This is a genomic window from Bacteroides caecimuris (genome assembly GCF_001688725.2).
GTDB lineage: Bacteria > Bacteroidota > Bacteroidia > Bacteroidales > Bacteroidaceae > Bacteroides > Bacteroides caecimuris.
The window spans coordinates 4,667,927-4,682,846 of the sequence record NZ_CP015401.2; the positions used below are offsets into that span (position 1 = coordinate 4,667,927).

Genomic DNA, 14,920 nt, shown 5'->3' on the forward strand with positions numbered 1-14,920 from the left:
GTGATAATTTAAATATTGAAATATTATGAGTAAGAAAGCCCTTTTAATGATCCTCGATGGTTGGGGACTAGGTGACCAAAAGAAAGACGACGTAATCTTCAACACTCCCACTCCTTATTGGGATTATCTGATGACTACTTATCCTCACTCTCAACTTCAGGCAAGCGGTGAAAACGTAGGTTTGCCCGACGGACAGATGGGTAACTCGGAGGTAGGTCACTTGAATATCGGTGCCGGACGCGTAGTTTATCAGGACCTGGTGAAAATCAACCGTGCATGTGCGGACAACAGCATCCTGAAGAATCCTGAAGTCGTTTCTGCTTTCTCTTACGCAAAAGAAAACGGAAAGAATATTCACTTTATGGGGCTGACTTCTAATGGTGGCGTACACAGCTCACTTGTTCATCTCTTCAAACTTTGCGACATTGCAAAAGAATACAACATCGACAATACATTTATCCATTGCTTCATGGATGGTCGCGATACTGACCCGAAGAGCGGTAAAGGCTTTATCGAAGAACTTTCTGCACACTGCGAGAAATCAGCAGGCAAGATTGCTTCTATCATCGGCCGTTATTACGCTATGGACCGTGACAAGCGTTGGGAACGTGTAAAAGAAGCATACGACCTGCTCGTAAATGGTGTAGGCAAGAAAGCTACCGATATGGTTCAGGCAATGCAGGAATCTTACGACGAAGGTGTGACAGACGAATTCATCAAACCGATTGTAAACGCTAACTGCGACGGAACAATCAAAGAAGGTGATGTAGTGATCTTCTTCAACTACCGTAATGACCGTGCCAAAGAGTTGACTGTCGTACTGACTCAACAAGACATGCCGGAAGCTGGCATGCATACCATTCCGGGTCTGCAATATTACTGTATGACTCCGTATGATGCATCTTTCAAAGGTGTTCATATCCTGTTCGACAAAGAAAACGTGTCCAACACATTGGGCGAATATCTTGCTTCTAAAGGCTTGAGCCAACTTCATATTGCTGAAACAGAAAAATACGCTCACGTAACATTCTTCTTCAACGGTGGACGTGAAACTCCGTTCGATAAAGAAGAACGTATCCTTGTTCCTTCTCCAAAGGTTGCTACTTACGACTTGAAGCCGGAAATGAGTGCTTTTGAAGTAAAAGATAAACTGGTGGCTGCCATCAATGAGAACAAATATGACTTCATCGTAGTGAACTTCGCTAACGGTGATATGGTAGGTCATACCGGTATTTACGGAGCAATCGAGAAAGCGGTTGTTGCTGTAGATGCTTGCGTGAAAGATGTGATCGAAGCTGCTAAAGCACAAGATTACGAAGCAATTATCATTGCTGATCATGGTAATGCTGACCATGCTTTGAACGAAGACGGTACTCCGAACACAGCTCACTCTTTGAACCCTGTTCCTTGCGTTTACGTGACAGAGAACAAGGCTGCGAAAGTAGAAGATGGTCGTTTGGCAGATGTTGCTCCGACTATTTTGAAGATTATGGGACTGGAAGTTCCGGCAGAAATGGACGGAAACGTTTTGATTAAGTAATTTGGATTTCTATAATTGGGAGGGCGGAGTTCTACTCCGCCCTTTTTGTCTTACATAAGATTTAAAATGATACAAATAGATGATGTAGTAGTGTCTCTTGATGTATTTCGGGAGAAGTTCCTTTGCGATTTGGGCGCCTGCAAGGGGGCTTGTTGCATTGAAGGTGATGCCGGGGCTCCGGTAGAACTGGACGAGGTGGGGGAGTTGGAAGAGGTTTTGCCGATTATTTGGGATGATCTGGCTCCGGAAGCACGTGCGGTGATTGAAAAACAAGGAGTAGTATATACGGATGAGGAAGGTGATCTGGTGACTTCTATTGTTAATAATAAAGACTGTGTCTTTACTTGTTACGATGAGAACGGCTGCTGTTACTGTGCTATCGAAAAGGCTTATCGGGAGGGGAGAACAGGCTTCTACAAGCCGATATCCTGCCATCTTTATCCTATCCGGATCGGTGATTACGGACCCTATAGAGCGGTGAATTATCATCGTTGGGACGTATGTAAGGCAGCCGTTTTGCTGGGAAAAAAAGAGAATCTTCCCGTATATCAGTTTTTGAAAGAGCCTTTAATTCGTAAGTTCGGTGAAGAATGGTACAAAGAGTTGGTCGCTGCTGCTGAAGAACTGAAAAAGCAACAATATATTTAACGTCAGTTCGAGATAAGCTTGTACTATTCCTAATTCTCCTCCTTCCTGAAGGAGCCGAAACCATGCGGACGAAGTTATATCGAACTGACGTTATTTAAATTCTTTTCCGGTTCTTGCGTATGCAATTAAAAGAAAAACGCCGATCGAAGGATGTGCCTTCGCCATCGGCGTTTCCTCGTTGTAAGATGTGAGGTTGGTTTATAAAAACGTGTTATTTAGATTATGTATCGATATTTGCATACGTTGCATTCTCTTCAATAAACTCGCGGCGTGGTCCTACGTCTTCACCCATCAACATAGAGAAGATATAATCGGCTTCTGCAGCGTTGTCAATATGTACTTGTTTCAGCATACGGTTTTCGGGATCCATGGTTGTTTCCCACAATTGCTGGGCATTCATTTCACCCAAACCTTTGTAGCGCTGTGTATGAATTGCATTTTCCGAACCACCGCCGTACGTGTCAATAAACTTCTGGCGCTGTGCGTCTGTCCAACAATATTCTTCTACTTTACCCTTTTTGCAGAGGTAGAGCGGGGGAGTGGCGATATATAGATAACCGTTCTGGATAATCTGCGGCATATAGCGGAAGAAGAACGTCATGATCAGTGTGTCGATGTGAGAACCATCGACGTCGGCATCGGTCATGATGATAATCTTATGATAACGCAGTTTGTCAATGTTGGCGGCTTTACTGTCATCTTCGGTTCCGATAGTCACACCGAGAGCTGTATAGATATTGCGAATTTCATCACTTTCCAAAGCCTTGTGGTACATGGCCTTTTCTACGTTCAGAATCTTACCACGCAATGGGAGGATCGCCTGGAACATACGGTTACGTCCTTGCTTGGCAGTACCACCTGCCGAATCTCCCTCGACAAGGAACAATTCACATTTTGAAGGATCCTTATCCGAACAGTCGGCCAACTTACCCGGCAGACCACCACCTGACATCGGCGACTTGCGTTGTACCATTTCACGGGCTTTTCTTGCAGCGTGACGCGCAGTAGCGGCAAGAATCACCTTGTCGACAATTGTTTTTGCTTCCTTCGGATGTTCTTCCAGGTAATATGCTAATACTTCACCCACTGCCTGATCAACAGCACCCATCACTTCGTTGTTACCCAACTTCGTTTTAGTCTGTCCTTCAAACTGCGGTTCAGCTACTTTTACAGAAATAACGGCAGTCAAACCTTCGCGGAAGTCGTCTCCCGAGATTTCAACTTTCACCTTTTCCAGCATCTTGCTGTCTTCGGCGTATTTCTTCAACGTACGGGTCAGCGCACGGCGGAAACCTGCCAAGTGTGTACCACCTTCAATGGTGTTGATATTGTTGACGTATGAGTGAACGTTTTCGGAGAATCCGGTATTGTACATGATGGCCACTTCAATAGGAATTCCCTGCTTTTCGGAGTTCAGATAGATAACGTCGTTAATCAAGTGCTCGCGTGACGACTCGATAAAACGTACGAACTCTCTCAGACCATCTTCTGAATAGAATTGCTCGCTCTTGAAACTTCCATCTTCGTTCACCACCCGACGGTCAGTCAGGGAGATGCGAAGACCGGCGTTCAGATAAGCTAATTCGCGCAGACGTGAGGCAAGAATCTTATAATCGTATACCGTTTCAGTAAAGATGCTACCATCCGGCCAGAATTGTTGGCGGGTTCCTGTGATGTCAGCTGTGCCGACTTCCTTTACAGAATAAAGCGGTTTACCGATTTCGTATTCCTGCTGATAGATTTTACCATTACGGAATACTTGTGTAGTCATGTGGGTAGACAGTGCGTTTACGCAGGACATACCTACACCGTGCAAACCTCCAGATACTTTGTAAGAACCCTTGTCGAATTTACCTCCAGCGTGTAATACGGTCATGGCAACTTCCAGTGCCGACTTCTTTTCTTTTTCGTGATAGTCAACCGGAATACCGCGTCCGTTGTCCTGTACTGTGATTGAATTGTCTTCGTTGATTGTTACTTCGATATGGTCGCAATAGCCGGCCAATGCTTCGTCGATAGAGTTGTCAACGATTTCGTATACCAAATGGTGAAGTCCCTTGATACTGATGTCACCAATGTACATCGCAGGGCGTTTTCTTACTGCTTCAAGACCTTCCAATACTTGGATGCTATCCGCAGAATAAGACCCGTTATTGGGAGTGATTTGTTCTTCGCTCATAATTGCCTTTCTAACTTTAATAACAGAGCAAATATAGTGAAAATTGTCGATTTGACGAAGAATAATCAATGAAAAATCAAGAATACAGTTGGTTTCTCTACATTCTAGACAGGTTTGATATTCAGTGTGTTATAAACAAGAAAGGCCGAACTTGAAAGTTCAGCCTGATGCTATGTAGAATTGCTAAATTCTTGTTGTTAAGCGAGCTTGTTGATGTGAAGAGCTAACTTAGATTTCAGATTGTTAGCTTTGTTTTTGTGAATGATGTTCACTTTAGCCAACTTATCTAACATCTTTGTGATGCCCGGATACATTGCAACTGCTTCTGCTTTGTCGGTAGTTGCGCGAAGCTTTCTAACAGCGTTTCTCATGGTTTTACCATAATATCTGTTGTGAAGTCTTCTTGTTTCTTCTTGTCTGATTCTTTTCAGTGATGATTTATGATTTGCCATCTCGACTAATCTATTTTTTTAGTTCTTTATTCTTTTAACTTGTAGCCCGTGGGGGAATCGAACCCCCCTTTCAAGAATGAAAATCTTGCGTCCTAACCGATAGACGAACGGGCCGTCCTATTGTTGCATTTCTGCTTTTGCTTTCTCGAAGCAGTGTTTGTTTCTCGATTGCGGTTGCAAAGGTAGGAACTTTTTTGAAACTGGCAAACGATTCTATGATTTTTTTTCAAAGAATATGTGATTTTTCTCAGGGTGATGTTTGATTTTACTTGATATTCAGAAATATATGTGCGTTGTTTTTTATAAAAAAAAAGTTCTCTGTGGTGAAAGAAAGTAGAGAATGTGTTTTCTTTCTTACCTTATTATATTATAGAGAATTAAAAAAACTGCTTATTTGTGGTTTCTTTTTTGTAGTTTTGCTTCCCGATTGACCATGAAATGATTTGATTATGCTGCAAAAAACGAAAGGAATAGTTCTTCATACATTAAAATATAATGATACGTCTATTATTGTAGATATGTACACGGAGTTGTCCGGCAGGGCTTCTTTCCTTGTCGCAGTGCCCCGTTCGCGGAAGGCAGCGGTGAAGTCCGTACTTTTCCAGCCATTGTCTTTTATTGAGTTCGAGGCAGACTATCGTCCTAACGCAACCCTTTATCGTGTGAAGGAAGCGAAATCCTTTTATCCTTTTTCTTCTATTCCTTATGATCCGTATAAGTCCTCAATGGCACTTTTCCTGTCTGAGTTTCTTTATAGGGCTGTCCGGGAGGAGGCGGAGAACCGTCCGTTGTTTGCCTACTTGCAACATTCCATCATTTGGCTGGACGAATGTAGAGACAGTTTTGCCAATTTCCATCTGGTTTTCTTGATGCGTCTTTCTCGTTTCCTGGGACTTTATCCGAATCTGGAGGATTATCATACCGGCGATTACTTTGATTTGCTAAATGCCTGTTTCACTTCCACCCGCCCCCAGCTACATTCTTCTTATATCAATCCTGAAGAGGCTGCCCGTCTTCGTCAATTGATGCGCATGAACTATGAAACAATGCATCTTTTTGGCATGAGTCGTGCGGAGCGTACCCGTTGCCTGACGATTATGAATGATTATTACTGTTTGCATCTGCCGGACTTCCCGGCATTGAAATCGCTGGAGGTATTGAAAGAATTGTTTGATTAGTTTTAGTCTTGCGCTTTTCCTTATAAAGCCCCAGCTAATCTAAAATCTTATAATGAAGCAAGAGAGTACATAAACTTTTGCAATGTACCCTCTTGCTAAATATCATTCTCATTATATAATTTACCAAGGTTTTTGTGACGTTCCCCCTGTTGATGGTTTGTATGCTCCATTATTCAGATATCTTTCAAGCTCTTGGATTTCTGAAGGAGTAAGTTGTCTGTTATTTCCATCAAATACAACATCGTCCAATTCTCTGTAAACATCAGTTCGTGCTTTGTATGGTAAATAAAAGTAGTTGATGAACATTCGGTCTAAATCAGATAACTCCGTATTAACTGGAAGTTCATTGTTGCTTTTATCTGTAATGGTCTTAGCTCCATTGTTGCTAAAATCATAAGAGCCGGCTAAAGTAATCGAGTTCCAGTCAAATGAGCCGCGTGCATAATAATTTTAAGTAATCTTGTCGAAATGAAATCTATTAGCTGGTTGGATATTATTTGTATAAACGTTGATATAAGTATCCCGGTCATATCTTTGTTGCTCATTATACATACCTGCGACATTACATAATGCATGTTTGATAAATCCTACAACGCCGTCAATCTTATAATTGTTAAAATTGTTTTTCATATCTATAAAATTTAAATGTTGATAATATAGAGAATGATATTTGTTAGTGTTCTTTATTATCCTTGTTCATGTTTGAGACAATTTCAACATACTTCTGATACATTTTATCAGATATTGATAATTGCTTTGCTTCTTCAAGTGATAAATCCAAAACATAAATTGAGTTTTTATAGATGATTCTATCTGATATAATCAAATCTGAATTTGTTTGCATCATATATTTTATATTTAAACTATCTTCCGGGAGTTCACCAACGGTTTTAGTTGAATCGACTTCCGCTGCATTGCCATTAAACGGTTTGTCTGGCAAGATATCATTGTCTGCGCATGACGCAATCAATATGATAAACATTAATGTTTGAGTTATTTTTTTCATAATAATGAATTTATTGGTGTTTTTCTACTATAACTTGGAAGTTTCCTTCTAAAATTAATGGCTTGCATGCATTATCACCGATGTCTTTTGTTTCAGCTCTTAGTTTGCCGAACATCTCATTCTGCGTTTCATCATAAGAAGATATTATCATATACCCCTCGCCAAAACAGGTGTTCCAAGTTTGCATATTTGTAATTTCTAAATAAGATGTCCTATGTAGGAATATATCTTCTGTTTCTGGAGGAATGGAAAATGTAAGTTTTTTGTTAATCATATCTGGTGTAAAATTCCAGATAGTGCATCTGACATCATATTGGGGCCATTCTTTTGTATCATCTTTAGGTACTAAAGACGAATGAAAAATTAATTGACTGCTCCCGTCGTAATTTGAGTAATAATCCATATTGGGCGTATAACTCTGCCACGGCAGAAATACCTCCGGGTTATCGAAATATGGAATATTGTTAATAGTGCATTCAAACTTATGCCAAAATCGCAAAGCTCCATCTTTTTTGCATCCGTATAATAAGATAGAGGCAGATGTAATAATTATTGAGCAGATAATTTGGTTTATGTATTTCATATCTTTTAATTATTAGGATAGTTAGACTTATACATTATTGTAAAAGGTGTTTGTTGTACGATTTCACCATCGAAGTTAAGAAGCTGCAATTTGTAAATCATAACCTTCCCGTCTGGAGATGAAAGAATGCGTTCTTTTTCAGATGGTGGTATTATGTCACGTATATACCCTTTTCTTTTCCACGGAATTCCTCTCGGCACATTCTCATCATTTATGACAATTGCGGCAACAGGACTCCATTCAGCATTAGAGAACTCATCATAAGTCTCGTCTCTATATTTTAAAGGCATGGTCACAAAATCATAAAATAACTCTATGCCTTTGTCATTAAACAAACGCCCGTCTTTATTAAAGACTAATGTCTTATAAGTTAAATCATAAATATCTTGTCCGGAAATTCTAACAAATAGCGGAGCACTCTCATTACCTTCGGAATCTATGATTTTTAAATAAACAGTTGTGTTGTCATTATCTTCCAGAGTACTTATGTGAAGTTCCGGTGATTCGGATGTAAACCAGACTAACGGTTGGTCGTTTGTTTTAATTCCCCATTTGTACAGCAGAACATTCTTGTATTTATTCAAGAATTCTGCATATTGCGAATCAATACATTTTGATTTTATTTCGTAAGATCCAGGCTTTCTAATTGCATCTTCCAAGACAAATCTCGGAGTACCCACCATGACTTCGATGCTGGATTCTAATGAGTTTCCTCCTTTGGCAGTGATACGTACAATACCATTGCCGGTTACTGTAAGAATCCCGCTTTGATCTATTGTTGCTATGTCCGGATTATTTGTACTCCACTCGATATTATATATATTCTTGCTGTTTACAATATATCGAGAACCGTTAAAACCCTGTTTAGGTCCTATTATACCAAAGTCTAATTGGGCGTTGAGCCATTCAAGTACTAGTGGAGGTAAATCAATGTGTTTACTTGACAGACCTGCAAACTTGTATATATTTGCGCCAAAAGGGCTGTTGTCGATGTCAGGACTTTGGAGGAACATATTGGGAGTCGGATTCTGCTGTCCATGTCCAACGCATAAAGCACTGGATGTTGGTATAAACGGAATTGAATTCCACATTGATACATTATAGTCATATTTACCTACAATAGGGATGCCGTCCTCTTGGTTTCCTTCTATTTTCTGTTGGGCTTTTGCTAAATCGTAGTATGAACTAGGATAAGTATCATAAAGCAAATTGCTATTCATGTGGGCTGCATAAGAGAATATGGTATGTCTTACATCGACTAGCCATAAACACTTCTTGATATATCTCAAATGAATATCGGTAACTTTTCCACCTAATGAAATTCCCGGATTTATTTCTACCAAACCTTTAATTGTCGTTTTTCCCGGAACAAGGTTTAGAAGCCCAACCCATATATCGTTTAATCCCCATGCTAAAACAGGGCTAGTCAACCATCTTATAATTTTAGTTCTTTGTGTTGATAGACTATTGGCTTCTATTATCATGAATGGAATGCCAATTAATAATAGTAAAATGCTTAGTTTTCTCATATCTTTAATTGTTTTTTTGCAAATTTATGGAGAAATGAGAGGGAATGCAAATAAAAGAATTTTTTCAGTGTGGACAAATGGCGCTTGATAATCAGACGTTTATGATGTTTTGCGTGGACATCCTTTTATGCTGCTGATTATTTCTTCCTGAAAAGAGGATATTAGTGCATGTTTTCAATTAAATACTCATATAATGTAGCATTATTATCTGGTAATATTATATTCAGTTTTTGTCTAAGTCTGAGTCTTTTTTTTCTTACTGAGTCAACTGTAATGTTTAGTAACTTTGCTTCTGTGTTAGTGTCAAACCCTGATATATATAAACAGCAATATAGAAAATCTTGTTCTGATAAAGCTGGGCATAGACTGTATATATATTTATGAAGATTTGGGTAGATATGTGTTATTTCATCTGCAATAAGTTTCCAATGTTTTTCTGTTATTAATGGCTTGTTATTTCTAGGCTTATTTTGGTTGGCTAGATGTATTAGTTCTTTATGTAAAGGTGAATTCTCTAGAATTTTACTTTGCAATTGTTTATAGTTGGTGGTTAGGATACTTATTTCTTCCTGCATTTTATTATAGTTTTCATTTTTCTCTTTGAATGTATCTAATAATCTTTTTTTCTTTTCCAGTTTTAAGGAAACATAAAGCAAATCTGCCTTTATTCGGTTCAACTCTTCTTGTTGTCTTTGGATTTCCTCTTTTACTTTCTTTCGATATAGTAGATATCCTATTATTATTAGTAATAGTATTCCAATACATATAACTAAAACTATAATGTAGCTTTGCTGTTTAATCTTTAATCTATCTATTTCTTTGCTGATTTTTAAATGATTATATTTGGACTCTATGTTCAATATCTTAGATTGGTTATCAGCATATATGATTGAATCAGTTATTTCGACGTATTCTTTCAGATTAGTAAGAGCTTCTTTATAATTCTTTTCTTCATTATAGATTTGGTAGTATAAATATTTAATGCTGTATGTATACTTTGGATTATCTTGTGGTATTTTGGATAGTAGCTCTTTTGCTTTGTTAATAGCCCCCGATGCGATATATAAGTCTATCAGTGCCATATAATCGGGCATTGTTTCTCTTCCTGCCAATGCTTTGAGAAAGTATTCTTCAGCTTCATCGTATTTATTCTGCATTGCATAGATGTTTCCTAGAGTATTATTTATTGATGCGGTTACTTCTGTATTTTTAGTATTACGTGCTACAGAATCAGCTATAGTTAGAATTTTTAAAGCGCGTGATAACGAGTCTATGCATGCATATTCACGTCCTACGTCCCTTAAAGCACAGGCATAACTATCAATATTGTTTTCTTTTTTGAAGCATTCGGCGGCAGTCTCATATCTTTTAATGGCTTCTGTAAACATGAATTTTTCCCTATATAAATCGCCTATATAGCTATAGGTATATCCGGTGAGATTATTGAGCTTATGTTTTTCAGCAATATCTAAGGCGTTGGTATAAATAGACATTGCTTTATCATAATCTCCATCAGCAAAATAGGAACGACCGAGATAAATTAAGATTTGCGCTTGTTCATCGGGAGTGCCGTGTGACGAATACCAGTCATAAGCCCTTTCAAACTGATAAGTAGGTAAAAGGTCATTGAATATTTTATCTGTAACTTTCCCGGATAGCATACACCAGCGTGCAAAGGTTTTATCGTCTAGTTTTTCAGGACATGATATGCCTTTTAGTAGGTTGGATGCACTGTCAGGATTGATGGCAATGGTCTTTTCTACCTCATTTAGTAGCCTGTCAGATACGGATTGTTGTTTGTTGCATCCTGATAGTGCTAATATAGATGTTATAATTATGGCAATACTCTTTCTCATTTATCTTTCGTAGTTTAGTTTCGTTGTAAAAGTAATCATTTATTTTCTATATTATATTCTTTTACTGGGAGATTATTTCTGTTTGGAAAATAATAGTTAGTATTGTCCATATCATACGTATTAAACTCATGTGATATAATTTGATTGTTTTTCAGCTATTAATAGTCTCTTTCTTGTTTATAGTGAGAAAAGTTTCTTTTTATTAATACCTAAATTCCTTTACTATCATTCTAAACTTGTTTTTCATTAATCAGGGCAAACGCATTATATTTTTATCTTATTTAATAGTTTGAACAAATATTCATCATTCCATCCTGCGTTTTTTCTTTTGGCTGCTACACTGCCCTTTGTTTCATCTTGTTTGATGATATAAAGGGCTATCTTATTAATTAAAGAAAAATTTTGCGCAGCATTACCTACTTTCCTTCCTGCGTCTTCTCTAAACGATACGTCTAACTGCCAATGTAGCCTGTTTTCTATATCCCAATGCGATCTTATAGCCTCTGAAATTTCTTTCGGTTTTAGCCCTAGTGAAGTAATGTAATATCTTTTTTCTACGGAAAGTTTTTTAGTGGCTACCTCCAGTCTTTCGGTACTAATTCTTACGATGGACTTGACCCCCTCAAATTTATCTTTCAGCATTGATTCCATAATCTTTCCCGGGCTATAAACCAGACATTCACGAGTCTCAATTCTCCCATGAGAAACCTCCTCTGTGACATATTTTCCATAGTGTGAACGGTATACCGGCCGATCAATATCAACACCATCCATCTCGTCTAGCCATCGTTCCACATCCATTAACCTGTTTTTTTGATTGGCCTTTAATGCCAGAATATAGTCTGCATTATTTTCTATTATTACTTCGGCAATATCTGTTTGGCATGCAATAGCATCAATTGTCACTATGCAATCCTGCAAATCCAGAGATTTTATAAGAGAAGGAATAGCGGTGATTTCATTGCTTTTATCATCTACTTTTACCTGACCCATACTGATTCCATTGGAAACAGCCCAGGCACTAACCATATGAAGCTTGAATCCTTTTTTGCCAAAGGGATTGTCTTTGCTGCACTTACTTGCTCCACGAAGCATTTTACCGTCTATAGCAACAACCCCTTCATACTTACCACAAAGCTCAGATACCCAATCACGAAAGACCAATTCAAAATAACCGGGTTTGAGTAAACTGAAAAAACGATTGAAAGTGTCATGACTTGGGATCTTTACTAAATCAGGAAAACGACGTTTAAAGAAGTCAAACTTACAAATACCGAACCGTTCTATTTCATTCCAGCTTTCACTTCCACAGATTACAGCACACAAGGCTATATAAACGATGACTTCCAAAGAGTGTTCTTTTTTTCGGTCAATACGAGGATCTTCAAGTTGTTTACAAAGACTAATTAAGCTCATTTTAGGGTTTATTTTTGTTTAAATTCAATACAACAAAAATACAAATAAATAATTAATATACAAAATATTAATAGATTAATAATAAGACAAATAATAAAAATGAAATATAGATAATAGTTGACTAATTGATAGACAAAATATAATGCGTCTGCCCTGTTTCATTAATTGCAATCTATAATTGCAACTTGCAATTATATAAATGAAGCTTTTGTTTTTATAAACAAAGCTTTCATTTATAAAAACAAAAGCTTCATTTAGAGATTATCTTTAATGTTAGTCATCTTTTCTATTAGAGAAAAAGAAGTTTGGCAGTAATAGAGAATAAGTTTATCCTTAATAGATTGGAGCCGGTCTGTTAATCAAAAATTCGGCAGAAAGGTATAGTGAATCGGGTGAAACCCGTGTGAAAGACAGTCCTTCACCCGCAATCCCTTTATTCATCGGTGTTGCGGAGTGGTGAAGGAGGTGAATACTGTTTTTAAAGAAAAGTTGCAGATGTGTGTAAGATAGCATATCTTTCACACATCTGCAACAGTATCTTGCATGAGTTAATGTTGCTGTTAATCAAATAGATAAAATCAGATTAGTGTAAGACGCAAGATAAAATCGGACACTAAATTCTTCTGTATAAGTTCCGGAGGTGTTATCCCAAAAGTTCTTTTACTTTTGCGGAGATGGCACGTCCTTCTGCAAGTCCTGCCAGCTTCTTGGAGGCAACTCCCATGACCTTGCCCATATCTTTACCGCTCGTAGCACCTGTCTCTGCGATAATTTCCTTCAAAGCTGCTTCCAGTTCTTCCGCAGTCATCTGTTTCGGCAGGTATTTTTCCATAACGGCTACCTGACCCAATTCTACGTCAGCCAAATCCTGACGACCCTGTCCGATATAGATTTCAGCAGAATCTTTTCCTTGTTTTACAAGTTTTTGGATAATCTTCAAAGCGGCATCGTCTGTCAGTGTATCGTTAGCTCCCGGAGCTGTTTTAGCTTCGAGGAAGAACTTCTTTATATTTCTCAAAGTTTCGAGGGCTACTTTATCTTTCGCCTTCATTGCGTTTTTAATGTCTTCGTTGACTTGTTCGAATAAATCCATACTATTATAATTAAAAATTAAAGCTTGAAAATTAGATTTGAAACCAGATGCTGCGGGTCTATAATTTTCGTTCTTAAGCTCTTTGTTTTAGAATGTAATCACACCGTTATTATCCGTAGCTTCTTCCGTTGTCACTTCCTCTTCCAGTGCGGCTTTCGTCCGTATTTTGGTAAGGGTTGTCTTATCGCGCATGTACGTAGGAGAATCTTCTACCATGGCGATGATATCGTCGTTGTCCAAATCTTCCGTGTTGAAAAGATAGATGTGGCGGCGTTTGCGGAGGCTCTTGCTTCCGATGTTGCTGGCGCTTTCGCCGTATGCCTTGCGGATACGTTCTTTGTTCTTCTCTTTCTCTTCTTCCAGTTGCAGTTGGCGTTCTTCCTCTTCCTGGCTGCGTGCAGCGTGCAGGCTGTCCATTCCGGGGACGTCTTCTACACCGAATCCGGTTGCCAATACGGTGATCTTTACTTTGGTATCCAATGAGTTGTCGATGGCAACACCCCAGATCACTTCCACTCCTTCGCGGAATTTGCTCATGAACTCGTGTATCTCGTTCATTTCCTCCATCATCAGTTCGGATGACGGACAGAAAGAAACGTTCAGCATCACTTTCTTGGCATTGAAAATATCGTTGTTGTTGAGCAGCGGAGAATGCAGGGCATCGTCGATTGCTTTCGTCACACGGTTTTCTCCTTCGCCGAATCCGGTACTCATGATTGCTACTCCGCCATCTTTCAGGATGGTTTTCACATCGGCAAAGTCGAGGTTGACCGTACCACGCATGGTGATAATCTCGGCAATACTCTTGGCAGCGATGGAAAGAGTGTCATCGGCTTTGCCGAAGGCATTCATAAAGGTAAGGTCGGCATATATTTCGCGCAGGCGTTCGTTATTGATCACCAGTAGGGCATCAACATGCTGGGCGATACGTTCGACGCCGTCCAGTGCCTGGATGATTTTCTTTTCTCCTTCGAAGATAAAAGGGATGGTGACGATACCGACAGTCAGAATATCCATTTCCTTCGCAATGCGGGCAATGACCGGTGCAGCTCCTGTGCCGGTTCCTCCTCCCATTCCGGCGGTGATGAATACCATCTTGGTTCCGTCGTTCAGTTGTGCCTTGATATCTTCTATACTTTCTTCGGCGGCGTCGCGTGCCCGTTCGGGACGGTTGCCGGCTCCAAGCCCTTGCGTGATGCTACGGCCCAGTTGCAGTTTCACCGGGACAGGTGATTCGGCCAATGCCTGGTTGTCCGTGTTACAAAGAACGAACGTTACATCATGGATACCTTCCCGGTACATGTGGTTTACAGCATTGCCACCACCACCGCCTACACCAATCACTTTGATGATCTTCGGTGAATCTGTCGGGAAATCGAATTGTACTATCTCGTCCATATCATATACTGATTACTAGTTATTATTTACAAATTGCACACT

Annotated in this window: 13 protein-coding genes and 1 tRNA gene; 3 read left to right on the plus strand and 11 right to left on the minus strand. The window is 39.1% G+C overall.

The genetic code is table 11. From position 1 onward, the window contains the following. Window positions 1–25 precede the first annotated feature (25 nt). A complete protein-coding gene (gene gpmI / locus A4V03_RS19930) occupies window positions 26–1,540 on the plus strand; it encodes a 2,3-bisphosphoglycerate-independent phosphoglycerate mutase (protein WP_065540108.1) in 1,515 nt (504 codons plus the stop codon). Between the two features lie 66 nt (window positions 1,541–1,606). Beyond that, window positions 1,607–2,188, plus strand: coding sequence for a DUF3109 family protein (locus tag A4V03_RS19935; RefSeq protein ID WP_065540109.1), 582 nt, complete (start codon window positions 1,607–1,609; stop codon window positions 2,186–2,188). Between the two features lie 220 nt (window positions 2,189–2,408). Here A4V03_RS19935 and gyrB read toward each other — a convergent pair whose 3' ends face one another. The 3 genes from gyrB to A4V03_RS19950 all read right to left on the minus strand — a co-directional run bounded on the left by gyrB (window position 2,409) and on the right by A4V03_RS19950 (window position 4,933). Further along, entirely contained in the window at window positions 2,409–4,367 is a 1,959-nt protein-coding gene (gyrB, locus tag A4V03_RS19940; protein WP_065540110.1) for a DNA topoisomerase (ATP-hydrolyzing) subunit B, read from the minus strand. Between the two features lie 197 nt (window positions 4,368–4,564). Continuing rightward, window positions 4,565–4,819 (minus strand): 30S ribosomal protein S20, encoded by a 255-nt coding sequence (gene rpsT / locus A4V03_RS19945; RefSeq protein ID WP_065540111.1) that lies wholly within the window; start codon window positions 4,817–4,819, stop codon window positions 4,565–4,567. Window positions 4,820–4,861: 42 nt separating this feature from the next. After that, window positions 4,862–4,933, minus strand: a tRNA-Glu gene (locus tag A4V03_RS19950). 335 nt (window positions 4,934–5,268) lie between these two features. Between A4V03_RS19950 and recO the strand changes: the two genes are divergently transcribed. Next, a complete protein-coding gene (gene recO / locus A4V03_RS19955) occupies window positions 5,269–5,997 on the plus strand; it encodes a DNA repair protein RecO (RefSeq protein ID WP_065540112.1) in 729 nt (242 codons plus the stop codon). 450 nt (window positions 5,998–6,447) lie between these two features. On the opposite strand, the gene A4V03_RS21735 is transcribed toward recO, so the two are convergent. From A4V03_RS21735 to ftsZ, 8 genes are all read right to left on the minus strand, one after another. After that, window positions 6,448–6,627 carry a M12 family metallopeptidase gene (locus A4V03_RS21735; protein ID WP_065540113.1) on the minus strand — a complete coding sequence of 60 codons (180 nt, stop codon included), beginning with the start codon at window positions 6,625–6,627 and terminating at the stop codon, window positions 6,448–6,450. 43 nt (window positions 6,628–6,670) lie between these two features. Next, window positions 6,671–7,003 carry a hypothetical protein gene (locus A4V03_RS19965; RefSeq protein ID WP_065540114.1) on the minus strand — a complete coding sequence of 111 codons (333 nt, stop codon included), beginning with the start codon at window positions 7,001–7,003 and terminating at the stop codon, window positions 6,671–6,673. A gap of 10 nt (window positions 7,004–7,013) precedes the next feature. Next, window positions 7,014–7,586: a hypothetical protein gene (locus A4V03_RS19970; protein ID WP_120468112.1), complete on the minus strand. Its 573-nt coding sequence runs from the start codon at window positions 7,584–7,586 to the stop codon at window positions 7,014–7,016. 5 nt (window positions 7,587–7,591) lie between these two features. Further along, window positions 7,592–9,115 (minus strand): Ig-like domain-containing protein, encoded by a 1,524-nt coding sequence (locus A4V03_RS19975; protein WP_084081188.1) that lies wholly within the window; start codon window positions 9,113–9,115, stop codon window positions 7,592–7,594. Window positions 9,116–9,276: 161 nt separating this feature from the next. Next, window positions 9,277–10,971 carry a tetratricopeptide repeat protein gene (locus A4V03_RS19980; RefSeq protein ID WP_065540117.1) on the minus strand — a complete coding sequence of 565 codons (1,695 nt, stop codon included), beginning with the start codon at window positions 10,969–10,971 and terminating at the stop codon, window positions 9,277–9,279. 264 nt (window positions 10,972–11,235) lie between these two features. Then, the gene (locus A4V03_RS19985) at window positions 11,236–12,387 is read right to left on the minus strand and encodes an ISAs1 family transposase (RefSeq protein WP_024988584.1); all 1,152 of its coding nucleotides are present in this window, start codon (window positions 12,385–12,387) and stop codon (window positions 11,236–11,238) included. Window positions 12,388–13,030: 643 nt separating this feature from the next. Next, window positions 13,031–13,480, minus strand: a complete 450-nt coding sequence (locus A4V03_RS19990) for a GatB/YqeY domain-containing protein (RefSeq protein WP_065540118.1) — start codon at window positions 13,478–13,480, stop codon at window positions 13,031–13,033. Between the two features lie 87 nt (window positions 13,481–13,567). Next, window positions 13,568–14,878 carry a cell division protein FtsZ gene (gene ftsZ, locus A4V03_RS19995; protein WP_065540119.1) on the minus strand — a complete coding sequence of 437 codons (1,311 nt, stop codon included), beginning with the start codon at window positions 14,876–14,878 and terminating at the stop codon, window positions 13,568–13,570. Between the last annotated feature and the right edge of the window lie 42 nt (window positions 14,879–14,920).

Coding starts and splice junctions, on each gene's coding strand:
- gpmI (WP_065540108.1), top strand. CDS start 26: ATGAGTAAGAAAGCCCTTTTAATGATCCTCGATGGTTGGGGACTAGGT.
- A4V03_RS19935 (WP_065540109.1), top strand. CDS start 1,607: ATGATACAAATAGATGATGTAGTAGTGTCTCTTGATGTATTTCGGGAG.
- gyrB (WP_065540110.1), bottom strand. CDS start 4,367: ATGAGCGAAGAACAAATCACTCCCAATAACGGGTCTTATTCTGCGGAT.
- rpsT (WP_065540111.1), bottom strand. CDS start 4,819: ATGGCAAATCATAAATCATCACTGAAAAGAATCAGACAAGAAGAAACA.
- recO (WP_065540112.1), top strand. CDS start 5,269: ATGCTGCAAAAAACGAAAGGAATAGTTCTTCATACATTAAAATATAAT.
- A4V03_RS21735 (WP_065540113.1), bottom strand. CDS start 6,627: ATGAAAAACAATTTTAACAATTATAAGATTGACGGCGTTGTAGGATTT.
- A4V03_RS19965 (WP_065540114.1), bottom strand. CDS start 7,003: ATGAAAAAAATAACTCAAACATTAATGTTTATCATATTGATTGCGTCA.
- A4V03_RS19970 (WP_120468112.1), bottom strand. CDS start 7,586: ATGAAATACATAAACCAAATTATCTGCTCAATAATTATTACATCTGCC.
- A4V03_RS19975 (WP_084081188.1), bottom strand. CDS start 9,115: ATGAGAAAACTAAGCATTTTACTATTATTAATTGGCATTCCATTCATG.
- A4V03_RS19980 (WP_065540117.1), bottom strand. CDS start 10,971: ATGAGAAAGAGTATTGCCATAATTATAACATCTATATTAGCACTATCA.
- A4V03_RS19985 (WP_024988584.1), bottom strand. CDS start 12,387: ATGAGCTTAATTAGTCTTTGTAAACAACTTGAAGATCCTCGTATTGAC.
- A4V03_RS19990 (WP_065540118.1), bottom strand. CDS start 13,480: ATGGATTTATTCGAACAAGTCAACGAAGACATTAAAAACGCAATGAAG.
- ftsZ (WP_065540119.1), bottom strand. CDS start 14,878: ATGGACGAGATAGTACAATTCGATTTCCCGACAGATTCACCGAAGATC.